The organism is Lentzea sp. NPDC102401 (assembly GCF_044765805.1).
Taxonomy (GTDB): Bacteria; Actinomycetota; Actinomycetes; order Mycobacteriales; family Pseudonocardiaceae; genus Lentzea; species Lentzea sokolovensis.
The window spans coordinates 395,751-416,780 of the sequence record NZ_JBIWKS010000006.1 but is presented as its reverse complement, the minus strand read 5'-3'; the positions used below and the strand labels follow the sequence as shown (position 1 = coordinate 416,780).

Annotated in this window: 25 protein-coding genes; 17 read left to right on the top strand and 8 right to left on the bottom strand. The window is 69.8% G+C overall.

Going from position 1 to position 21,030, the window contains the following annotated elements:
* Positions 1-205: 205 nt before the first annotated feature.
* Genes ACIRG5_RS23740 through ACIRG5_RS23730 form a run of 3 tightly spaced genes read left to right on the top strand, consistent with a single transcriptional unit; the run spans position 206 to position 2,033 of the window.
* Positions 206-1,066 (top strand): hypothetical protein, encoded by an 861-nt coding sequence (locus tag ACIRG5_RS23740; RefSeq protein WP_402908020.1) that lies wholly within the window; start codon positions 206-208, stop codon positions 1,064-1,066.
* Between the two features lie 11 nt (positions 1,067-1,077).
* Complete coding sequence (locus ACIRG5_RS23735; RefSeq protein WP_402908018.1) at positions 1,078-1,212, top strand: hypothetical protein; 135 nt, start codon at positions 1,078-1,080, stop codon at positions 1,210-1,212.
* Positions 1,209-2,033, top strand: a complete 825-nt coding sequence (locus ACIRG5_RS23730; RefSeq protein WP_402908016.1) for a TY-Chap domain-containing protein — start codon at positions 1,209-1,211, stop codon at positions 2,031-2,033. Before ACIRG5_RS23735 ends, ACIRG5_RS23730 begins: the two co-directional genes overlap by 4 nt.
* A 38-nt stretch (positions 2,034-2,071) precedes the next feature.
* On the opposite strand, the gene ACIRG5_RS23725 is transcribed toward ACIRG5_RS23730, so the two are convergent.
* Both ACIRG5_RS23725 and ACIRG5_RS23720 read right to left on the bottom strand, forming a co-directional pair.
* The gene (locus ACIRG5_RS23725) at positions 2,072-2,662 is read right to left on the bottom strand and encodes a hypothetical protein (RefSeq protein ID WP_402908014.1); all 591 of its coding nucleotides are present in this window, start codon (positions 2,660-2,662) and stop codon (positions 2,072-2,074) included.
* 85 nt (positions 2,663-2,747) lie between these two features.
* A complete protein-coding gene (locus ACIRG5_RS23720) occupies positions 2,748-4,061 on the bottom strand; it encodes a hypothetical protein (protein WP_402908012.1) in 1,314 nt (437 codons plus the stop codon).
* Between ACIRG5_RS23720 and ACIRG5_RS23715 the strand changes: the two genes are divergently transcribed.
* The 3 genes from ACIRG5_RS23715 to ACIRG5_RS23705 all read left to right on the top strand — a co-directional run bounded on the left by ACIRG5_RS23715 (position 4,044) and on the right by ACIRG5_RS23705 (position 6,362).
* Positions 4,044-4,358, top strand: a complete 315-nt coding sequence (locus tag ACIRG5_RS23715; protein WP_402908010.1) for a hypothetical protein — start codon at positions 4,044-4,046, stop codon at positions 4,356-4,358. The genes ACIRG5_RS23720 and ACIRG5_RS23715 overlap by 18 nt on opposite strands.
* 178 nt (positions 4,359-4,536) lie before the next feature.
* Positions 4,537-5,247 (top strand): ThuA domain-containing protein, encoded by a 711-nt coding sequence (locus ACIRG5_RS23710; RefSeq protein WP_402908008.1) that lies wholly within the window; start codon positions 4,537-4,539, stop codon positions 5,245-5,247.
* A complete protein-coding gene (locus ACIRG5_RS23705; RefSeq protein ID WP_402908006.1) occupies positions 5,217-6,362 on the top strand; it encodes a Gfo/Idh/MocA family protein in 1,146 nt (381 codons plus the stop codon). Before ACIRG5_RS23710 ends, ACIRG5_RS23705 begins: the two co-directional genes overlap by 31 nt.
* 29 nt (positions 6,363-6,391) lie before the next feature.
* Here ACIRG5_RS23705 and ACIRG5_RS23700 read toward each other — a convergent pair whose 3' ends face one another.
* Positions 6,392-6,877: a DUF5980 family protein gene (locus ACIRG5_RS23700; protein ID WP_402908004.1), complete on the bottom strand. Its 486-nt coding sequence runs from the start codon at positions 6,875-6,877 to the stop codon at positions 6,392-6,394.
* A 104-nt stretch (positions 6,878-6,981) separates the two neighbouring features.
* Between ACIRG5_RS23700 and ACIRG5_RS23695 the strand changes: the two genes are divergently transcribed.
* Positions 6,982-7,398 carry a DUF6892 domain-containing protein gene (locus tag ACIRG5_RS23695; protein WP_402908002.1) on the top strand — a complete coding sequence of 139 codons (417 nt, stop codon included), beginning with the start codon at positions 6,982-6,984 and terminating at the stop codon, positions 7,396-7,398.
* A gap of 96 nt (positions 7,399-7,494) precedes the next feature.
* Positions 7,495-7,803, top strand: coding sequence for a hypothetical protein (locus ACIRG5_RS23690; protein ID WP_402908000.1), 309 nt, complete (start codon positions 7,495-7,497; stop codon positions 7,801-7,803).
* On the opposite strand, the gene ACIRG5_RS23685 is transcribed toward ACIRG5_RS23690, so the two are convergent.
* Positions 7,740-8,210, bottom strand: coding sequence for a nitroreductase family deazaflavin-dependent oxidoreductase (locus ACIRG5_RS23685; protein WP_402907999.1), 471 nt, complete (start codon positions 8,208-8,210; stop codon positions 7,740-7,742). The genes ACIRG5_RS23690 and ACIRG5_RS23685 overlap by 64 nt on opposite strands.
* An 81-nt stretch (positions 8,211-8,291) precedes the next feature.
* Between ACIRG5_RS23685 and ACIRG5_RS23680 the strand changes: the two genes are divergently transcribed.
* The 5 genes from ACIRG5_RS23680 to ACIRG5_RS23660 all read left to right on the top strand — a co-directional run bounded on the left by ACIRG5_RS23680 (position 8,292) and on the right by ACIRG5_RS23660 (position 12,030).
* Positions 8,292-8,912, top strand: a complete 621-nt coding sequence (locus ACIRG5_RS23680; RefSeq protein WP_402907997.1) for a TetR family transcriptional regulator — start codon at positions 8,292-8,294, stop codon at positions 8,910-8,912.
* Between the two features lie 146 nt (positions 8,913-9,058).
* The gene (locus ACIRG5_RS23675) at positions 9,059-9,826 is read left to right on the top strand and encodes an IclR family transcriptional regulator (RefSeq protein ID WP_402907995.1); all 768 of its coding nucleotides are present in this window, start codon (positions 9,059-9,061) and stop codon (positions 9,824-9,826) included.
* Positions 9,827-9,914: 88 nt separating this feature from the next.
* Complete coding sequence (locus ACIRG5_RS23670; RefSeq protein WP_402907993.1) at positions 9,915-10,949, top strand: Rieske 2Fe-2S domain-containing protein; 1,035 nt, start codon at positions 9,915-9,917, stop codon at positions 10,947-10,949.
* On the top strand, positions 10,946-11,104 hold the full coding sequence (locus ACIRG5_RS23665; RefSeq protein ID WP_402907991.1) for a hypothetical protein: 159 nt from the start codon (positions 10,946-10,948) through the stop codon (positions 11,102-11,104). The genes ACIRG5_RS23670 and ACIRG5_RS23665 overlap by 4 nt, the downstream gene beginning before the upstream one ends.
* Complete coding sequence (locus ACIRG5_RS23660) at positions 11,101-12,030, top strand: PDR/VanB family oxidoreductase (RefSeq protein ID WP_402907989.1); 930 nt, start codon at positions 11,101-11,103, stop codon at positions 12,028-12,030. Before ACIRG5_RS23665 ends, ACIRG5_RS23660 begins: the two co-directional genes overlap by 4 nt.
* 97 nt (positions 12,031-12,127) lie before the next feature.
* Here the strand turns inward: ACIRG5_RS23660 and ACIRG5_RS23655 are convergent, their stop codons facing one another.
* Positions 12,128-12,763, bottom strand: a complete 636-nt coding sequence (locus ACIRG5_RS23655; RefSeq protein ID WP_402907987.1) for a TetR family transcriptional regulator — start codon at positions 12,761-12,763, stop codon at positions 12,128-12,130.
* A gap of 58 nt (positions 12,764-12,821) precedes the next feature.
* Here ACIRG5_RS23655 and ACIRG5_RS23650 point away from each other — a divergent pair, with 58 nt between their 5' ends.
* Entirely contained in the window at positions 12,822-13,610 is a 789-nt protein-coding gene (locus ACIRG5_RS23650) for an SDR family oxidoreductase (RefSeq protein ID WP_402907985.1), read from the top strand.
* Between the two features lie 10 nt (positions 13,611-13,620).
* Complete coding sequence (locus tag ACIRG5_RS23645) at positions 13,621-14,709, top strand: diacylglycerol kinase (protein WP_402907983.1); 1,089 nt, start codon at positions 13,621-13,623, stop codon at positions 14,707-14,709.
* A gap of 33 nt (positions 14,710-14,742) precedes the next feature.
* Here the strand turns inward: ACIRG5_RS23645 and ACIRG5_RS23640 are convergent, their stop codons facing one another.
* Positions 14,743-15,303, bottom strand: a complete 561-nt coding sequence (locus ACIRG5_RS23640; protein WP_402907981.1) for a hypothetical protein — start codon at positions 15,301-15,303, stop codon at positions 14,743-14,745.
* A gap of 194 nt (positions 15,304-15,497) precedes the next feature.
* A complete protein-coding gene (locus ACIRG5_RS23635) occupies positions 15,498-18,506 on the bottom strand; it encodes a substrate-binding domain-containing protein (protein ID WP_402907979.1) in 3,009 nt (1,002 codons plus the stop codon).
* A gap of 288 nt (positions 18,507-18,794) precedes the next feature.
* Here ACIRG5_RS23635 and ACIRG5_RS23630 point away from each other — a divergent pair, with 288 nt between their 5' ends.
* Both ACIRG5_RS23630 and ACIRG5_RS23625 read left to right on the top strand, forming a co-directional pair.
* Positions 18,795-19,313, top strand: a complete 519-nt coding sequence (locus tag ACIRG5_RS23630; protein ID WP_402907977.1) for an RICIN domain-containing protein — start codon at positions 18,795-18,797, stop codon at positions 19,311-19,313.
* 88 nt (positions 19,314-19,401) lie between these two features.
* Positions 19,402-19,899 (top strand): hypothetical protein, encoded by a 498-nt coding sequence (locus tag ACIRG5_RS23625; RefSeq protein WP_402907975.1) that lies wholly within the window; start codon positions 19,402-19,404, stop codon positions 19,897-19,899.
* A 121-nt stretch (positions 19,900-20,020) separates the two neighbouring features.
* Here ACIRG5_RS23625 and ACIRG5_RS23620 read toward each other — a convergent pair whose 3' ends face one another.
* A complete protein-coding gene (locus tag ACIRG5_RS23620) occupies positions 20,021-20,914 on the bottom strand; it encodes a CPBP family intramembrane glutamic endopeptidase (RefSeq protein ID WP_402907973.1) in 894 nt (297 codons plus the stop codon).
* Positions 20,915-21,030: the final 116 nt, after the last annotated feature.

Sequence of the window (21,030 nt, the reverse complement as noted above, 5' to 3'; positions counted from 1 at the left end):
TTGACCAAATTCGATGCAGATTCTCGCGCACGTCACCGCTGACCTGCTGCCAAAAACAACACTTCCACTACGCCGAGAAGGGCGAGTCATTCGTATGCGAAAGGTGGCTTCCCGGGAGAGCACCTCACAACGCCATGGTGCTGGATCATCCGCATTCGCTGGGGATGGTGAAAGCTCCGCGATCACCGGCTGACACAATGGACGAATGGCACTGGGTTACGTCCTCGCTGTGCTGGCGACCCTGGCGTCCGGCAGCGGTTCGATCCTGGAGGCCATGGGTGTCCGGCGCGCGGGCGCGTACGGCGGCAGATCTCTGGATCTCATCGCTCTGCGGCGGCAGTGGCTTTACTTCCTCGGTCTCGGCGTGGACATGCTGGGATTCGCCTTCGCGGCTGCCGCGTTGCACCGGCTGCCGTTGTTCCTCGTGCAGTCGATGCTCGCGTTCAGCGTCGGTGTCACCGCCACGATCAGCGCGTTCATGGGCGCCCGCCTCCGCGCGTCGGGATGGGGCGCGCTGGGTGTCGGCGCGATCGGCCTGATTCTGCTGGGGGTGTCCGCCGAGCCGGGTCCCGCACAGGCCCTGCCGCCGCAGTGGCGCTGGGTCCTCGTGGGCATGACGATTCCGGTGGCCGCCATCGCCGTCTACGCCAGGCGCCACCACCACGTCTGGGCGACGGTCGCACTGGCGTTCGGCGCCGGTGTCTCGTACAGCGTCGTCGGCATCGCGGCGCGCACGCTCGAGCTTCCGGACGCCGCGTGGCGACTCGTCCTGGACCCGGTGGCCTGGGCCATCGTCCTCAACGGATTCACCGCGGCGGTGCTGTTCGCGATGGCGCTGCAGAAGGGCGGCCCGACCGGGGTCACCGCGATCATGTTCACCACCAACACGGCACTGTCGTCGTTCGTCGGACTGGTCTACCTCGACGATCACGTCCGCGACGGTTACGTGACCGCCGCGGTCATCGGGTTCGTCCTGGCGATCGCCGGAGCGATCGCCGTCGCCCATTACGCGGCCGACACCCGGCAGAAAGATCTCGCGGCGACGCCCGCCGGCACGCGGGTGTGAGCTGGACGGCGATGACGCCCGCCGAGGCGTGCGACCTCGTGGACTTCGGGGAGGCTGCGCCCTGGCCGTTCACCCGTGACCAGGTGCGGCAGCCGGCCGTCGAGCGACTTGGAACGATTCCTCTCAACCTGGCCGGATACCGGTGAACCCGAACATCGACCGCCTTTCAGAACCCGGACGATTCGTTCGGTACCACGACGTCGACTACCGGCTGCGGCACTCGTCCGGAAAATGGTGGATCGCGTCGGACCACGCGGTCGACGAGTCGTTCACCAAGGCGGGGCGCCGCTATTTCGTGAGGCAACTCGCGCACGACGACGTGCTGGAGTGTTACGACCTTTCCCGCCCCGGCACCTACCGCGGCATGCCCGTGGAGGTCGGTAGTGGCGCACCGAGCGGCTACCGGGTGACCGCGCGCGACCCGAGGGCGGCCGCCGAGGGATTCGAGCGGGACGATCACCGGGGACCGTTGCAGAAGCTGATCGCGTTCGACGACCCGGAGCTGCGGTTCACCGTCACGGTCACACCTGTTCCGATGCCGTGGAAGAACGCGTACGACTGGGAGCAGTTCACCGAGCGCCTCGCGGACACGTTCCGCGACGTGACCGATCGGGTTTTCCTCATCGTCCACGCGGCGGCAGACCCGAGGCGATACGTGCAGTTCGCCGGCTCGTCCGACCGGCTCTACGCGGAAGCGCCGGCGAAGGACGTCGTGGCGGACGCCGACGAGTTCCAGCTGCGCAGGTTCGACTGGGTCGCGCCTGACGTCGCGCAACCCAACTGGACGTCCTCGCTTCGGCGTCCTGCGCGCACGGACGAGTTCGCGCGGCTCGCGCGGCGCTGCGTTGCGGCGCTTCGGCAGGCGTACGGAATCGTCGGCCCGGATGAACTCCGGTACCGCGCGTGGTGCGAACCGGCGGGCGCAGAGGCCACTGCGGTGGAGTTGCCCGGTCTCGGGCTCGGCTGATCCGCCGTCGAGATCATCCGGCTGCTCCTGGCCTGACGTCAGGCGATACGCGGACGGCGGCGAAGGTGGCTGAGGGCCGCGGTCACCGCCGTGAACGCCACGGCCGCCTTCGCGACGATCGGGAGAAGTCCGAACAGGATGGCCGCGGCCAGCGACGAGCCCCGCGGCAGCAGATCGTTGATCGGCTGGACCGTGCAGGCGGTCGCGGTCGCGATCAGCAGTGCGGTGAGCAGGCCACGGCTTCTCGCGCGGTGCAGGACCGCGACGATGGCGACGACGAGCGCGACGAGCATGCCGATCGGGAGGGACTGCGAGTCGAGTTCCACCGGGAAGGGCTGCCTGCTGTAGGCGGGCACCTGCGTCGCGGAGGTGGCGGCCGCGAAGGCCGCGCAGACCGGTGTGACGAGCGCGGCGACGCGTCCGGCGGCCAGACGCTCGCTCCGGCCAGGTCGGAGTGCGGGCGCGAGCGAGGCGCCGATGACGATGGTCGTGTGGGCGCCCGAGCCTTCGCCCGCGTCAGGCGCGAACAACGCGGTGAGGGCCGCCGTGGCCGCGAAGACCCTGGCTGATCGGGTGTGGCCCAGCAGCACCGACACCACGATGCCGAACCAGAACGTCGTGGTGACCACGTGCGTCCGACGCCGGCGAGCGACGGGAGGGCGATGTCGTGCGAGCCGGACTCACTCCGACCGTCCTGATCCAGGTGTCCGTCGCTCACCTTGCCGCTGTCAGCACGTCGGCGGTCTTCTCCAGCACGTCGGCGATCTCGTCGACACGGAGCCGCACCACTCCTTCGCGGTCGCCGACGCCGTCGATCCGCGAACGCAGCCGGTACCGGACCGTGCCGTCCGGGTGCGACTGCGCGGCCAGGTCGTCGGTGGTGGGACCCCAGTGCGCGAAGTCCGGCGACTGCCCCGCCCGGTAGCGGGCGGCGTCCAGCCGCAGCGAGTTCGCGAACTGCGGCACGTACGCCGTGTTGTCGAACGGTGTGGCGATGGCGCCGTCCAGCCACAGCGTGCAGGTGCGCAGTTGTGGCGCGTCCGGGTCGGCCGGCCCGATCTCGAACGCGAGGCGTGACCGGTCTCCGATCACCAGGTCCGTTGCGCACCAACGCGACACGTCGATGTCGAAGTCGAGCGCCGTGGTCACGGCGTCCAACGTGGCCGCGGTCGCGTTCTCCTGGAGCGGGACCGACTCCGGCAGATCGGCGAAGCCCAGGTGTTCCAGCGCGGCGCGCAGGTTCTGGTAGTCGGGATGCGTGGTGTGCGCGCCGATGTTGCGCAGCGCCGACACGTGCAGCCGGTCCGCGCCGGGCAGCCGGGTGCCGGCCAGGTACACCCGCGCGGCTCTGCGGTGCGGCGCGGAGTAGTCGGCGGCACCCAGTTCGACGGCGAAGCTCTCCCGGTCGCCCCGGACCCCGGCGGTACGGACGGCGAACGCGCCGAGCAGCTCGTCGGCTGCGGCACGCCACTTCGCGGGATCCTCGCTGGTGATCCTGGCGAATCCGCTGCGGTTCGCGATGTCGGCCTTCTTCCCGGCCAGGCCGAGCAGGGCGTTCGCGCTGTGGTGGCGCACCAGCGACTCCTCGTCGAGCATCCCGCGGTGCGCCGCCGCCACCGAGCGCGGGGTGATCGGCAGCGACGGGAGCGCCATGGCCGCGTCGATCCTGTCGCCCCAATGGCCGAAGCCTTCGAGCACCGCGGCGACCTCGGACACGTACTCGTCGACGCCGGTCACCTCGCACAACACCTGCGCGGTGCGCACCCGGAACACGCCGTGAGCCGAGGGGAGGACGGACCGCAGCAACGCGGCCGCGTCCGACGGCGCACGGCCGAGGCGGGCCAGGGCGCCCAGCGACTCGACCGCGACGTGATCGTGCACGGCGACGCCGGCGCGCACCATCCGTTCCGTCCGTTCCGGCCCGCGCTCGTGCTCGGCGATCAGCGCGTCGACGTCGGCGCCTTCGTGCCACACCAGGTACGGATCTCCGAACACCTCTCGACGGAACTCGTGCCACGCATCGCCCACCCGCGTGAGGCTAGCGGCGGGCCTGCTCTCAGGTGGCGGAACCGCGATCACCTCGAAGGCGAACGACAGGACGCGAGTTCTCGTGGAGGTGGCGGCCACGGCGACCAGGAGGTCCCGGACCGTCACGACCTGGGTCTCACCGATGCCTGCCTCGGCTGGCGCCGCCGCGCGCTGCTGCTGCAGGAGCCGGTGCGGGCGGACGGGCCGTGGTGGAAGGCGCACGTGCCCGCCTACGCGGGTGCGGACCTGGCGGCGGCGCTGCACGTCTGGTACGGCGTGACCGTCGAGGTCCGGTGAGCTGAGCAGGGCGGTGGCATCCGGTCCAGCCAACGCCGGGGTGAGCGCGAGCCTGCATCCCGTGTCACCGCGGGCCCGTTCTTGACCAACGGTGACGTGCGCGGCAATGTGCAGTTCGGAGTACCGATCGAGCTGTTCCGAGACCGGATGTGCGGTGAGCGGTCCCCAGGGGGTGGGTGTGGCACGGCCTAAGGCACTGGTGGTCCGCGGTGGGTGGGAAGGCCATCAGCCGGTGAAGGCCACCGAGTTGTTCCTCCCGTTCCTGGAGCACGGCGGCTATGCCGTGCGGGTCGAGGAGTCGACCGAGGTGTACGCCGACGCTGCCGAGATGGCGCGCACCGACCTGATCGTGCAGTGCGTGACGATGTCGCAGATCACCACCGGGCAACTGGCCGGGCTGCGCGCGGCGGTCGAGGCCGGCACCGGTTTCACCGGCTGGCACGGTGGCATCGCGGACTCGTTCCGCGCGTCGTCGGACTACCTGCACCTGGTGGGCGGCCAGTTCGTCACGCACCCCGGCAAGGAGCCGTGCGAGCGCCAGGGCGGGCAGGAGGACAACTACCTGCCGCACACGGTGAACATCACCGCGCTCGGCCGGGAGCATCCGATCACCGCGGGCATCGAGGACTTCGAACTGGTCACCGAGCAGTACTGGGTGCTGCACGACGACCTCGTCGACGTGCTGGCCACCACGACCCACCCGGTCAGGCCGTGGCATCCGTGGCACCGGCCGGTCACCTGCCCGGCGATCTGGACCCGCCGGTGGGGCGCCGGGAGGATCGTGGTGACGACGCCGGGGCACAGCCTGGACGTGCTGGAGCATCCGAGCGTCCGCGCCGTCATCACGAGGGGGATGTCTTGGGCGACCCGCACCGCGTCGGCATCGTAGGTCTCGGGGTCATCTCCCGCGCATACCTGGACACGCTCGCCGACCACCCTGCGGTGCGCGTCACCGCGGTCGCCGACCTCGACGCCACCCGCGCGGCCGAGGTCGCGGTCGAGCTCCCGGGCACCGAGGCGGTCAGCGTCGAACGCCTGCTCGGCAGGGCGGACGTCGACACGGTGCTCAACCTCACCGTCCCCGCGGCCCATGCCGAGATCTCGCTCCGCGCGATCGACGCCGGCAAGAACGTCTTCGTCGAGAAACCGCTCGCCGTCACGTTCCCGGACGGCCGAGTGATCATCGACCGGGCCGCCGCGGCCGGTGTCCGGGTCGGTTGCGCACCGGACACCGTTCTCGGCACGGGTACGCAGACCGCGCGGGCGGCGATCGACAGCGGGCTCATCGGACGCCCGCTCTTCGCATCGGCCGTGATGGTCACGCCGGGGCACGAACGCTGGCACCCCAACCCCGACTTCTACTACACCGCGGGTGGCGGTCCGTTGCTGGACATGGGGCCGTACTACATCACCGCGCTGATCCACCTGCTCGGCCCGGTGCGCGCGGTGCTCGGCGCAGCCAGTCGCCTGCGCACCGAGCGCGTCATCGGTTCTGGAGCGCGGACGGGCCACCGAATCCCGGTCGAGGTCGACAGCCACGTCTCCGGCGTGCTCGAACACGCCAACGGCGCGCTCTCCACCATCACGACCAGTTTCGACGGGGTGGCCACCACCGCCGCGCCGATCGAGGTCCACGGCGAGATCGGCACGCTCGCGGTCCCGGACCCGAACCACTTCGACGGCGAGAGCCGTCTCTTCCCGCTCGGCGGCACCGGATGGCGAACCCTTCCCCCCAGTGCGGGCTACACGGGCGCGGGGCGGGGGACCGGCCTGCTCGACCTCGTCACGGCCGGCGTGCGGCGGGCCCCGCGCGCCGGCGGTGAGCTCGCGCTGCACGTGCTCGAGACGATGACCGCCCTGCTCCGGGCGGCGGACGAGGGACGGCGGATCGAGCTGACGACCACGGCAGAGCGGCCGTCGCCGGTGCCCCTCACGCCTGTGGACGAGTCCCTCGGCCGTTCACCTGAAGATCCGGCAGGCCGCCCAGGCGACCATCGATCTTGACGTGGACCTGCTCGTCCGGTGCCGGGGACTCACGGCCGATTCATGCAGTCCACCCAGGACTCGGTGGTGACGACGATGTCGGTGGGGAGGGTTTCGGTCACCGTTCCGTCCGACACCCAGATGTGGGCGTGGTAGGTCGCCATCGGCACCGACGCGGGTCCTTGCACGCCGACGAACCCGTTGACGGTGATCGAGCCGTCGGGGCGATGGAAGTTGGAGCCCGGTGGGAGGTAGTGCTCGGTCGCGGTCCAGCCGGGAGGCAGGTCGCGCATCCCGAACTTGAGGTCGGTGGTCCACTTCCCGCTCACCACGAAGATGAAGTAGGAGGCGTGGGTCCTCCCGTCGGGACCTTGCTGGACGCACATCCGGCTGGTCCTGTCGAACTGCTCCAGATGCCACGCCTGGGTCTGCGACGGCACCTGCGCCGATGCGAGGACGGACGTGCCGACCAGGGACAGCAGGAGCACGGAGGCCAGGACGAGCACCGATCTGGCGATCCGAGAAATCACATTCATCGAACCCCTCCTGAAACTGACGCGAACACTTCAATTCACGCTAGCGACCGGATCTCAGAGCCCTCTGAGAGTGGCGGTGTCACCGCCGCGGATACGGTGCGGGCATGAGCCAGCCGATTCCGTTCGCCGACGCCAACTTCAAGCTCGCCGTCGTTCAAGAGCTGATGTACGACCAGGACCTCCTGCCGAGGTTCGACCTGCGCGCGTATGCCGCCGAGCAGGGCTTCACCTACGACGACGGGAGTGTCGCGGCGGTGCCTGAGGCTCTGGCCTACTTCGAGGCGCTCGAGGTTCCCGAGGAACTCGCGGAGAAGATCACCGAGATCGAGATGGACGGCGGCAACGAGATCTACCTCGAGATCGCGCCGAACTGGGACGGCGAGGACGGGCTGTTCGACGTCGACGAGTTCGCCGACCTGCGGCACTTTCCCAACCTGAAGTCGATGACGCTGTTCTACACGGGCAACGAGGAGGCGCTGGAAACGCTGCGCGCCCGTGGAATCGAAGCAGACTGGCTCTGAGCCGGCCGCACGGTTCCGGGTCAGCGGGCTGACGACCGCTCGTCGTACTCGTGTTGCGCGGCGACGACCTCTCCGCTGTGCTCGATCGTCGGCCAGGTGGCGCGGAAGATCGCCGCGCTCTCGCCGGAACTCATCGCCGCTGTGAAGCGGCTGGTCCCGCCGACGGATCTGGCTGACGGCCTGAAGGCGGAACACGGCGCGTGGGCCGATCTGGTGAGCGGAAGCCTGCCCGCGCGGTTGATGACGCGCGCGTTGGAGCACGGCGTGCAGACACCGGAGGGCGAGCGCGATCTCGAGTCGCTCATGCGCGACGTCGCCGCCACGCTCTGGCGTCCGCAGGCCTACTCGGCAGGTGTGGCGTCCACGGATTCGAGCACGACCACCGGGATCTCCCGCTCTGTGTAGGTCGCATAGGCCGCATAGGGCTTGTAGACCGCCACTGCCCGCTCCCACAGGCGGGCTCGCTCCGCGCCCTCGGCGACCCGCGGACGGACTCGCCGGCGTTCGCCACCGGGCAGCTCCACCTCGGTGGTCGCCATCGCCATCAAGTTGTGGAACCACGCCGGATGCGCGTCCACGCCGCCCTTCGACGCGATGACGACCAGCCGCGGCGAGTCGTCGACGTAGATCAGCGGGCTGGTCCGGGACTGACCCGACCTGCGGCCGACGTGGTTGAGGAGGAGCACGGGTGCGCCGCCGAAGAACGACCCGCCCACCTTGCCGCCGGTCTTGCGGAACAGGAACGTGTTGAAGCGCGCCAGCTGTCGTTGCAACTTCCAGAAGGGCGACGTCGGCACGGGAGGTTTCGGCATGCCAAAATACTGTCACTCACTGACAAGTGTCGTCAACTGACAAAAGTCGGCGCGTGACGTGATTGTCGTACGCTGGTCGGCATGGAGAAGCGCGGTCTGCGGGAGCGGAAGAAGGAGCGGACGCGGGAGGCGTTGATCGACGCAGCCCATGTGTTGTTCTGCGCCAACGGTTTCGAGGCCACGACCATCGACCAGATCGCGGAGGCGGTGGAGGTCTCGTCGCGGACGTTCTTCCGGTACTTCACCTCGAAGGAGGACGTCGCCCTGTCGCTCGCGGATGACCAGATCACGGCGGTGCTCAAGGCGTTCGCCGCGCAGCCCGGTGACATGCCGGTGTTGACCGCGATGCGGACGGCCGCTGTCGACGTGGTGCGGGTCCACGAGGCCGAGACGCGCTACAACAGCCTGCAGAACCTGATCTCGGTGAGCCCGGCGCTGACGGCCGCGCGTGTCGAACGGGCCGCCGCCCGGTTCGACGAGGTGGTGCGTCTGATCAGCGCCCGGATGGGGGTGGACCCGGACGTGGACCCCCGGCCGTGCCTGGTGGCCTCGGTGGTGCTGTGCGCCGTGCCGACGGCCGTCGTCGCATGGCGAGCCGCCGGCCACCGGACGCCGGAATCCGAACTGACCGGGCAGGCGTTCGACCTGCTGGCCGCCGGTCTCGACTACCCCGCGCAGCCGGCCGTGCCCGGCGAGAGCTGAGCAGGCTCAGGCACGCCGGCGACCGTGCGGCAGCGTGTCCGAAGTGGACCTGAACACGTCCTTCCCGGACGGCACGCACCGGTGGTCGTGACGTGCGTCCGCGACGGAAATGGTGGCCACCGGACGGTTCCGGGCAAGATGGCGGGATGAGCGTGTCGAGAAGAGGCAGGCCCGCGGGCCCCACCGGGCCGGTGATCGGCCGTGCGCTGCGGCTCCTCGACGCGTTCGACGCCGACCGCCGCGAGCTGACGTTGAGCGATCTCGCCCGGCGTGCGGACATGCCGTTGTCGACCACGCACCGGCTGATGCAGGAGCTTTGCGCGTGGGGCGCCGTCGAACGAGGCACGGACGGGCTGTACCGGATCGGGCTGCGGCTGTGGGAACTCGGCTCCCTCGCGCCGCGTGGTCCGGGGCTGCGCGAGGCCGCGTTGCCGTTCCTCGAGGACCTCTCCCGGATCACCAGGGAGAACGTGCAGCTCGCCGTCAGGGAGGGCACGGAGGTCGTCTTCGTCGAACGGATCGCCAGTTCCGGCGCGGTGCCGGTGCTCACCCGCGTCGGCGACAGGTTCGCCCTCACCGTCACCGGTGTCGGCCTGGTCCTGCTCGCGCACGCCCCCGTCGAGGTGCAGGAGGAAGTGCTCAGCGAGCCGATCACCCGCTACACCGCGAAGACCGTCACCGATCCGGCGCAGGTGCGCCGGATGCTCGCCGACGTCCGGTCGAACGGCTTTTCGATCAGTGACCGCCAGGTCACGATGGACGCCCTGTCGGTCGGCGCGCCGATCCGCGACCGGCAGGGCGAGGTCGTCGCCGCGGTGTCGCTGGTCGTGCGGCACGGCAGCACCACTTCGCACGCACTGGCGCCGCTCGTGCGCACCAGCGCCCAGGCGATCTCCCGCGCACTGTCGAATTAGGATCGACTTCCATTTTTCGGAAAGTGCTCTACGGCACGGGCTGTGGCCTCCACCACTCTGTGGTTCCCACCACGGATGAGGAGCGTCGATGACCGGCTTCCCGCGCGACCAGTGGTACGTCGCGGCTTACGGTTCCGAGATCGAGCACGACCTGTTCAACCGCACCATCTGCGGCGAGCCGATACTGTTCTGGCGCACTCGCGACGGCGCGGTGACAGCCATGCCGGACCGCTGTGTGCACCGCCGTTTCCCGTTGTCGCAAAAGCCTTCCCGGCTCGTCGACGACCAGGTGGTCTGCGGGTACCACGGCTTCACCTACGACGTGACCGGCAAGTGCGTCGCCGTACCCGGCCAGACCCGCATCCCGCGCACCGCACGGCTCCTGCCGTATCCCGTCGTCGAGCAGGACTCGTTCGTGTGGGTCTTCATCGGCGACCCGGCGAACGCCGACGCGTCGCGGATCCCGCGTGCGCCGTGGCTCGTCGCGCCGGACTACACGACCGTGGCCGGCATGGAACCGTTGAACGCCAGGTACGAGCTGCTCGTCGACAACCTGCTGGACCTCTCGCACGAGACCTACCTGCACGGCGGCTACATCGGCACACCGGAGGTCGCCTCCACCCCGATCACGACCGAGGTCGACGAGGACGCCGGCATCGTCTACGTGTCGCGGCACATGGACGACGCGGAATGCCCGCCGTTCTACGCCAAGTCCACCGGCCTGCAGGGCAGGATCGCGCGCTGGCAGGACATCGAGTACACGCCACCGTGCCTGTACAAACTGCACAGTCGCATCGCGCCGGTCGGCTCCGTGCCCAACCCGGACGGCACCGACCCGGACGCGTTCCACGTCGAGGTCGTGTACGCGATCACGCCGGAGACCGAGTCCTCGACGCACGACTTCTGGTGCGTGGCACGGGATTTCGCACTCGGGGACGAGGAGGTCTCCGCGTTCCTCGCCGAGAACAACCGCACCGTCGTCATGCAGGACGTAGTGGCGTTGAACGTGCTGGAGCAGGTCATCGCGAACGAGCCGGACGGCTACCAGGAGCTGTCGATCAACATCGACACCGGTGGACTCGCTGCACGGCGGATGCTCAAGCGCCTGTGCGAGAAGGCATGAACGCGCTCACCGGAGACCGCGTGTTCCGCGTCCACTGGGTGCTGGGCACGGACCGGCTCCGCGCGGTGTGCCACTGCTCCGCCGAACGCGAGTTCGAAGATCCCGTCGAGCTGTGGGAGTGGCTGCTCGATCATCCCAACGGGCACGCGTCATGAAGCTCCTGCTGGACGACAAGGAACCGATCGCCGACGGTGTGGTGCTCCTGACGTTGCGGCATCCGGACGGCGACCCGCTGCCGGGCTGGACACCGGGTGCCCACGTCGACCTCGTGCTCGCCGACGACCTGGTGCGCCAGTACTCGCTGTGCGGCGACCCGAACGACACGTCGATCATGCAGGTCGCCGTCCTTCGCGAACCGGATGGGCGCGGCGGCTCGCGGCACGTGCACGACGTTCTCGCCGTGGGGCAGCAAATCGAGGTGCGAGGGCCGCGCAACCACTTCGAGCTCGTCGAGGCGAAGCGCTACCTGTTCATCGCCGGTGGCATCGGCATCACCCCGATCCTGCCGATGATCGCCCAGGTCGAGGCGACAGGTCACGACTGGCGGTTGCTCTACGGCGGCAGAACGCGGTCCTCCATGGCGTTCCGCGACGAGCTCGAGCGCCACGGCCAGGTCGAGATCCGTCCGGAGGACGAGCACGGCCTGTTGGACCTGCGGGCGGTGCTCGGCGGGCCGGAAGAGGACACCACCGTCTACTGCTGCGGTCCGGAAGGCCTGCTGACCGCCGTCGAGCGGCGTTGTGCGGACTGGCGGGAAGGCGCACTCCACGTCGAACGGTTCGCGCCGAAAACCGGTGCGGCACAAGGACCCCGGCACGATTTCGAGATCGAGCTGGCACGGACCGGCGCGGTGCTGCGGGTGCCGGCCGGGCAGTCCGTCCTCGAGGTCGTCGAACGAGCGGGCGTGGCCGTGCTGTCGTCCTGTCAGGAAGGCACCTGCGGCACCTGCGAGACGACCGTGCTCGCCGGGACGCCCGATCATCGCGACTCCGTGCTCACCGACCAGGAACGGGCGGTGGGCGACGCGATGATGATCTGCGTGTCCCGGTCGCGTTCGCCCCGCCTGGTGCTGGACCTCTGAGGTAGACCCAAGAGCTTCTTGACAGTCAACAAGGCGGGCGCGTGATCCCCGCGCTCGTCGACCTCGTCGCCGCCGGCAGCCCGCCGATCGTCGGGCTTCACCGCGACGGCGATGTGGCGGCGGAGACCGGGGCGGTGAGCATGCCGACGATCAGGTCGACCAGTTCAGCGGCCGAGTGCGGGTCGTCCGGCGGCAGGTCGCCCGCGCACACGGCCCGCTCACGGTCGGCGAGCAGGGCGAACAGCACGGTGGGAAGGACGCGCAGCCGACGGCGTCTGAGTGCGGGCGAAAGGTCCCGCAGCGCGCGGTCGAGGCGAATGATGATCAGCCGGACGGCGGCCCGCCCGGCTCGGTCGAGGTTGGTGTCCGCCGCCAGCGCGGAGTGAGTGCGGACCTGTTCGAGAAACCGCGCGTAGTGGGTGGCGCCGTGTTCATAGGGGACGGTCAGCATCGGCATCACCAGCGCCGAGACCAGAACGCGGACGTCCTGTGCGACGCCTGCCGCCTCGCTCTCGGCGAGCAGTTCGAGGCGATGCTGCTCGAGGTCGGCGATGCGGTGCTCGGCGACGGCGTCGATCAGCCCGTCCCTGGAGCCGAAGTGGTACTGGACGGCCGAGTTGTTGCGCTGGCCCGCGGCCGTCGCGATGTCGCGCAACGGCACCTCCGGGCCGTGCTCGGCGATCAACCGCTCGGCGGCGACGATGATCCGTTCCTTGGCGTCCGCGCTGGCCACGGCACTACGTTAACACGCGCATCTTGACTTTTAAGCACAAGAGCTTAAGAGTGGCCGGGTGGTGACGGACATGTTCAGGTTGCCCGGCGCGGTGGCCGTGGTGACCGGCGCGGGCCGCGGCATCGGTGCGGCATCGGCGATAGCGCTGGCAGAGGCCGGCGCGGACGTGGTGATCAGCGCGCGCACCGCGGAGCAGTTGGCAGAGGTCGCGGGCAAGATCACGGCACTGGGGCGGAGCGCCGTCGTCGTGCCGGCAGATCTGTCCGATGTGGACGCCGTGGCCGCGCTGGCGCACACGGCCGCCGAGCGGTTCGGGCGGCTGGACGTGGTGGTGAACAACGTGGGCGGCACCATGCCGAACACGTTCCTGACGACGACGCCGGACTTCCTGGAAGACGCCTTCCACTTCAACGTCACCACCGCGCACGCGCTGACCTGTGCGGCGGTCCCGCTCATGCTCGACGGAGGTGGCGGGTCGGTGGTCAACATCGCCTCCGTCATGGGCCGGCTCGCCGGTCGGGGGTTCCTCGCCTACGGCACCGCGAAGGCGGCCCTGACCCACTACACGCGCCTGGCCGCCACGGACCTCGCGCCGCGGATCAGGGTGAACGCGATCGACGTGGGCTCGGTCCACACCTCGGCGCTGGACGTGGTGGCCCGCGACGAGAAGATCAGGACCTCGATGGAGCAGGCGACGCCGCTGCGCCGGCTGGGACACCCCGACGAGGTCGCGGCCGCGGTGCTGTTCCTGGCGTCGCGTGCCTCCGGCTACACCACGGGATCAGTGCTGCGCGTCGACGGCGGGATCGGCGCGCCCAACCTGGACTTCACCCTGCCTGATCTCTGAGGAGGCTCGGATGCGCGTGGTGCAGTGGAGCACCGGCAACGTCGGCAGGTGGGCGTTGCGCGGCATCATCGACCACCCCGCTCTGGAACTGGCGGGCGTGTGGGTGTCCGACCCCGCCAAGAACGGCCGCGACGCCGGGGAACTGGCCGGGGTGGACCCGATCGGGATCCGGGCGACCACGGACGCCGCCCAGCTGATCGCGGCGGAGCCGGACTGCGTCGTCTACACGGCGATGGCCGACAACCGGTTGACCGAGGCGATCGACGACCTGTGCCTGTTGCTGCGAGCGGGCATCAACGTGGTGGCCAGTGGTCCGGTGTTCCTGTCCTACCCGGAGGGCACGGTGCCACCCGAGCTGATCGAGCCCGTTCGCCGGGCCGCGGCAGAGGGCGGAAGTTCGCTGTGGGTCAACGGAATCGACCCCGGCTGGGCCAACGACTGGCTACCCCTGCTGTTGTCCGGCACCTGTCAGCGCATCGACCTCATCCGCTGTTCGGAGATCACGGACTACTCCACCTACGACAACCCGCTGGTGCTGTTCGACATCATGGGCTTCGGCACACCGCCCGACCACACTCCGCTCCTGCTGCAGCCCGGCGTGCTCTCGCTCGCCTGGGGCAGCGTGGTCCGCCAGCTGGCCGCGGCCCTGGACGTCGGGCTGGACTCGGTCGTCGAACACCACGAGCGGTACCCGGCGCCGGCCCCCTTCACGGCCGCGGGCCGCACGATCGCCGAAGGCACCATGGCGGCATTGCGGTTCACCGTCAGCGGCATGATCGCGGATCAACCCGTGCTCGTGCTCGAACACGTCACCCGGCTGCACCCGGACCTGGCACCGGACTGGCCACAGCCGGTCGGCACCGGCTGCTACCGCGTCGAGATCACCGGCGAACCCAACTACGTGCTGGACCTGCGACTGACCGGCGGCGACGGCGACCACAACACCGCGGGCGTGGCGTCCACCGCCATGCGTCTGGTCAACGCCGTTCCCGCGGTCGTCGACGCACCACCCGGCCTGCTCACCGCACTCGACCTGCCCCTGACCACCGGACGCGGACTGGTGTCGGTTCCCGGACGCACGGCGGCGCGGAATCGCTGATGCGCCACCACTCCCGCCAGGAAGACACCGAGGTCACTCGTCGGATTCGGGTGGCGTTTCCGGCTCCTCGGGCCGAGCGGTCAGAACCGCATGCGCCAGGAACGCGGCCGTGCTCAGGTAGTGGTCCCAGTCGCGTGTGTCGAGGCCTGCCATCGCGGCCAGGTACACGAAGAAGAGCGCGATGACGAACAGGATCCGCCGATTCGCGGGCTCCTGGCTGTCGGCAGGGAGGATCTCGGTGAGCATCTGCGCGATGGCGGGGTTGTGGGAGACCGCGTTCGCTCCCTTGATCACCAGCGTGATCTGCCCGTCGGGCACGGGGGTGGAGTGCGATGCCAGCGCGCTCTCCCAGGTCCTTCGCAGTTCTGCCGCCTGACGATCGTCGAGGGTGGCCCTGATGGTGTCCGCGGCGGCGGACACCTTGTCCGTCTTGAGGATCTTCTGGCGGTGATTCCTGAGTGCGCGATGGGTGGAGTAGCTCCTGGCGAGGTTCTGCGCGCCGTAAGTCACGAAAGTCCTGCGTGAGGGATCTGCGAGGATCCACGTGATCCCCTTGCCGAGGAGTCTCAGTGCTTCGCCGAACGGTCCGGTCATCCAGCCTTCACTTCGGGTCGAGGCGCCGGATCCAGGGCCGCCGGGCGGTAGCTGTCGAGCGCGAATGGTGCCGTCGCATCGAAGGATCGTCGAGCGACGGACCACTGAGGTGTGGCTCGCGACCGGCGACCACCAGGCGACACAGAGCATCCCGCCGGGGGCGGGGTGACACGCTCGACCGGTTCCGGACGTGATCAGACCGCTTGGTCGAGCAGCCTGCGGACCACGTCCAGCAGCTCGGTCTCCGCGTACGGCTTGGCGAGCAGAACCGCCGTGTCGTCCAGCTCGTCCGCGGTCGTGCAGCCGGACACGTACAGCACGGGGAGATCAGGCTGGATCCGCCGCACCGTGTCCGCGAGCTCGGGTCCGCCCATCTTCGGCATGACGACATCGGTCACGATGAGGTCGATGTCGTCATGGGTGTCGACGAGTTTCAGCGCATGCAGACCGTTGCGTGCCTCGATCACCGCGTACCCGGACCGCTCCAGCGAGTGGCGTGCGGCGGCGCGGACCTGGCTGTCGTCCTCCACCAGCAGGATGGTTTCCGAGCCCTGGTGAGGTGACGTCGGGGGCGTGGCGCGGGGGAGCGGTGCGGCGGGTGTCTGCGCACGGGGCAGGTACACGGAGACCGTCGTGCCCGCGCCGGGCGAGCTCGTCAGGTCGATCTGACCGCCGCTCTGCTGCACGATGCCGAACACCGTGGCCAGGCCGAGGCCGGTGCCCTTGCCCACGGGTTTCGTGGTGAAGTACGGCTCGAAGATCTGCGTCTGGACCGACTCGTCCATGCCGGTGCCGGTGTCGCTCACGCTGAGCACCACGTAGTCGCCGGGGCGCACGCCGACGATGCGGCCGGGGTGGCCGGCGTCGAGGACCACGTCCTCCGTGCCGATGCCGAGCACGCCGCCGCCGGGCATCGCGTCACGGGCGTTCGCGGCCAGGTTGAACAGGATCTGCTCGACCTGGCCGGCGTCCGCCCAGACCGGCGACACGTGCGCGGGCAGGTCCAGCGTCAGCTCCACGTCCTCACCGATCAGGGTCGCCAGCATGGCCCGCACCTTGGTGATCGTCGCGTTGAGGTCCACCAGTTCGGGGTTCAGCACCTGCTGGCGGGTGAAGGCGAGCAGCTGGTGCGTGAGGTTCGCCGCGCGCTCACCGGCGTGCCGGATGTCCTCGATCTCCGGACGCCGTGGGTCCTCCGGCGAACAGCGCCGGAGGAACGCCTCGCTGTTGCCGTTGATGACGGTCAGGATGTTGTTGAAGTCGTGTGCGATGCCACCGGTGAGGCGGCCGATCGCCTCCATCTTCTGCGCGTGCCGCAGCTGTGCCTCCAGCCGCTCGCGTTCGGCGATCTCGTCGACCAGTGCCGCGGTGCGCTCCCGCACCCGGTCCTCCAGTTCGGCGTGGGCCAGTTCCAGCGAGCGCCGCGCCTGCTCGGCCTCGGTGAGAGCCTGCCGTTCCCGCTCGAGCATCCTGATGCCTCGCAAGGCACTGCTGAGCTGCTGCTGGATCGCCTCGTAGACCCATCCCGGCATCGCGCCCACCTCGAACAGCGCGAACCCCAGCTGCTCCTCGAGCCCGAAGAGCGCGGCGGCCACGAAGTTGCCCGGCGCCGGCCGGTCGATGCGGTCGGGCGTGAGCTGGGTGGACCGGAACGTCAGCGCCGTGCGCTCCGGCCGGAGTTCGCCGTTCTCGTACGACATCAGGGGGCGCGCCCACTCACGGGTCGACTCGAACGTCATCACGTGACAGCCGGGAATTCCCATCCTGGGCAGCTCGGCCACCAGCGCGTCGGTGAGCTCGGCGACATCTCGCGAGACGATCAGCCGCTGGCCCGCCTCGCGCACGGTCTGGTCCTGCCGTTCGTGCAGGAGGTACTCGAACGTCCTCTCCCGCTCGACCACGTCGGACACCATCAGCTGCACCCGCAGCCACAGGTCCTCGATCGCGCCCCCGTCGGCGCCGCGCGCGAGGGCGAACCGGCGCAGGTAGAACAACGGCGCCCACCACGACTGCGCCGCGCACCCGGCGCGGGCGCTGTCGCGCAGGTACTCCGCGAACACGCCGAGGAAACCCTCTGGCCGCCCGGCGTCCAGGAACAGGCGGATCAGGTGTTCGGCCCATCCGTCCGGCAGCACGGCCGACTTCGGACCGAGCCCCTGGCGCAGGTTCGCGGCGACCGCCTCGGCGGTGTCGTGCTCCGGTACGGCGAGCTCACCGTGCGCGGGTGCGGAGATCCCGTTGCCGGAAGGGATGCAGCCGCACGAGCGGCGGACGACGAGCTCGGTGGGAACGATCTCCAGCGCGGGCGCGGGTTCGCCCCGGACCAACGCACACGCGAGTTCGGCGGCCCGGCGCCCCATCTCGTAGAACGGAGCGCGCACCGTGGTCAGCGCGGGCGTCCCCGCGTCGATGTTCACCCGGCGGTGCACGCTGCCCGAAGCCGGCAGTGCGGACGCCTGGTAGCCGAGATCGTTCGAGCGGATGCACGTGTGGTTGTCGTACCCGACGACCGCCACGTCCTCCGGCGTGCGCAGACCTGCCTCCTGCACCGCGGTCACCACCCCGAGCGCGAACTCGTCGTTGGCGGCCGCGAAGGCGTCCGGCGGTTCCGCTGACTCGTCCAGCAGCCGGGCGACCGCGTCCGCCGCGGCGGCGGGATCCCAGGACGGGGCCGGCGCGGTCACGAGCGCCGGCTCGACCGGCAGACCGTGGCGGACGAGCGCGTCCACGTAGCCCTGGTAGCGGGCCTGCGCACCGACATGTGCCAGCGGACCGCGCACGAAGCCGATCCGCCGATGGCCGTGCACCTCGATCAGGTGGCTGACCGCCTGGTCCATGCCGGCGCGGTTGTCCATCAGCACCGTCGGCCAGTCCGCCAGGTGCGCCTCGACGCTGACGATCGGGATGGGCGCGTAGCGGCCGGCGAACTCGCGCATCGCGGCCTCACCGATCTGCTGGCTGATCCGCGTCGTCCAGATGACGAGCCCGTCGATCCGGCCGGGCGCGATGAGGTCGTAGACCGCGTTGGCCTGCCGTTTGTGGCGGTCCGGGTGTGCCAGCTCGGTGCCGGCGAAGCAGACGAGGTCGCAGCCACCGGCGGCCGCGCCGTCGCTGACGCCTTGCCACTGCTCGCCGGCGAGCTCGATGAGCGGGCCTGCCGTGATCATGCCGATGGTGGGCCGCACCATCGCGCCGTCTCCCACGAAACCTCACACCTGGCTCGTCGTGTGGTCGAAGCCAGCGTCAGATGATACGCGCGGTGTGGAATACCTGACACCCCGTCACGGTCAGCCGTCCGTCGCCACGTGCTCGTCGACGAGCGGATTCTGGCGACGAGTTCGACGCGTCCTACCCGAACCTCGCCGATCCGGCCGTTGTCGGCGCACTGTCGACGGGTTGTCGGCGGGCCTTGCCATCGTGCGTGACGACCCATCGTGTTCCACCTCAGGCGACCCGGGGTTCGGCGCCTGAGCTCAGGGGAGGTTGCTCACATGAGAAAACGGATCGCCACCACAGCGCTCGCGATGACCGCCGCCGTGGTCGGTTTGCTCGGCACCGCCGCTCCGGCCATGGCCGACGACCACTTCGACGTGACCGTCCGGAGCGCCGTCAGCGGCAAGTGCCTGGCGCCGCAGGGCGAGTCGACGGCGGACGGCGTGCCGATCGTCCAGGTCTCCTGCAACGGCAGCGCGTTCCAGCGCTGGGACTTCGTCGACCACGACGACCACATCTTCCAGATCCGCAACGCGGTCACCCTGAAGTGCATGGACGTGCTGGGCAGGAACAACAACGGGACGCCGGTCGTCCAGTGGCCCTGTGCGAACATCAGCAACCAGCGGTTCCAGGCCAGCCGGAACCTGCCCGACTTCGTGACCCTCAAGTCGCGGGTCGCCGGCACGAGCAGCCACTGCCTCGACGTGCCGGGAGGACTGTCCACTGAGGGCGCCGCGCTGCAGATCTACGTCTGCAACGGCACCGCCGCGCAGTCGTTCGGCGTCTTCCCCGTCTGACGGCGGATCGGCCGCGGCGACCTGTGGTCGTCGCGGCCGTGCCTCGTCCGGACAGCGGGAGATGATCAGCTTCACTAGGCTTCAGCACGTGGGAGGAACGGAGAAGCGCGCTGGGCTGCCCCGCTGGGCAGGCCCGTTCTACCTGGCCGCCGGCGTGATCACGCTGATCTGGGCGGGTGTGCTGTTCAACGACTTCCTGAACGCGTCCAGCCGCTGCCCGGACACCAAGGTGCGCTGCGGCGCGTTCCTGACCACCTCGCTTCGCCAGTACACGCTCTCCTGGGTGGTCTTCGACGTCGCGCTCGCGACGATGCTGGTCGTCACCGGCTGGCTGGCCCTGCGGCGGCGCGACCACGTGCAGCTGCCCGCCGCGGTGACCGGCGCGCTGCTGTTCGTGGACGCCTGGTTCGACACGATGTCCAGCCCGCGCCGCGACCGTCCGCTCGCCTGGGCCCAAGCGCTGTTCGTCGAGCTGCCGCTCGGCGTGCTCTGCCTGTGGATCGCGTCGCGTGCGGAGCGCGTCCGCAGGCAACGGCTCGCCGACGCGTTGCGCCGGCTGGGGGAGAAGGACGAGCTGGGAGTGTGACCGGCAAGGGCCTGAGATGTCACGTGCGGCGCCAACGGACTCAGGTTCGGCGACGTCACGGCGCTGGCGGAGCCCGCGATGCCGTAGGTCTCGGTCACGGCGTGCGTCTGCAGTGCGTGGTTCATGCGCTGGCCATCACCGTCTGCTGGGCAGCGGCGTTGTAGCCGAGCCTGCCGCGGGTGGTGGCGATCACGACGGCGGAGAGCAGGCCGAGGCCGAGCGCGGGACCCCAGAGCCAGCGGGGGTCGTCTCCCGGGAAGACCTCGGCGAACACGACCGACTGGAAGTTGTTGATGGAGCAGTGCAGGAGCATGACCAGCGGCAGGCTCTGCCGTCCCTTGTTGTAGACCAGCGTGATCAGAACGCTCATCTCCAGCGCCACCACGAAGAACAACGCGATCGTCTCGGCGCTGGTGTCGGGCCCGCTCCACGGGGTGAGGAACAGCGGCAGGTGCCAGCCGGCCCACAGGACGCTGAGGATGAGGGTCGCCATCAGCGGGTGGTGCCGGTCCTGCAGACGGGTCAGCGCGAAGTCGCGCCAGCCGGGCTCCTCGGCGAGACCGGTGGTCAGGAGCTGCACCACGAGCGCGGGAACGTAGACGGCCAGCACCATCAGGGACGGCAGCCGCACGGCCTCCTCCGCGCCTTCCATCGCCAGCGTGCCGAGCAGGACCGCGATCGGGACCGCGAGCAACGCGAACGCGTACCACCGCACGCCGGCGCGGAACTGGAACAGCCGCTTGCGCCAGCGGCGCAACCCTTCCCGCCCCTCGGTGATCGCGGTGACCGTGAACGCCGCGGTCAGCGGCCCGAGGTACGCGCCGGGCATGATCGCCGTCAGCTGGTTGCCGACGAGGAAGTCCGGGTAGCGGAAGTGCAGCACGCCGAGTCCGTCCAGCGACAGGACGTACGGCGTCCAGGCGAGCCAGCTGATGCCGTAGGCGAGTGTGAAGAACGTGATCAGCGGGTGGCGGAGGACCAGTGCCCGTGCACCGGCGGTGTCCGTTGAAGTCATGGCACAAAGCTAGAAACCGCAGGTCCGCGAGTCAGTCGAGGCAAGGGGCCTCTTGATGGTGGAGCACACTCCACCATGCTCGTTCCTGGATCGCCACGCGGGCAGGTGCGCGGCTT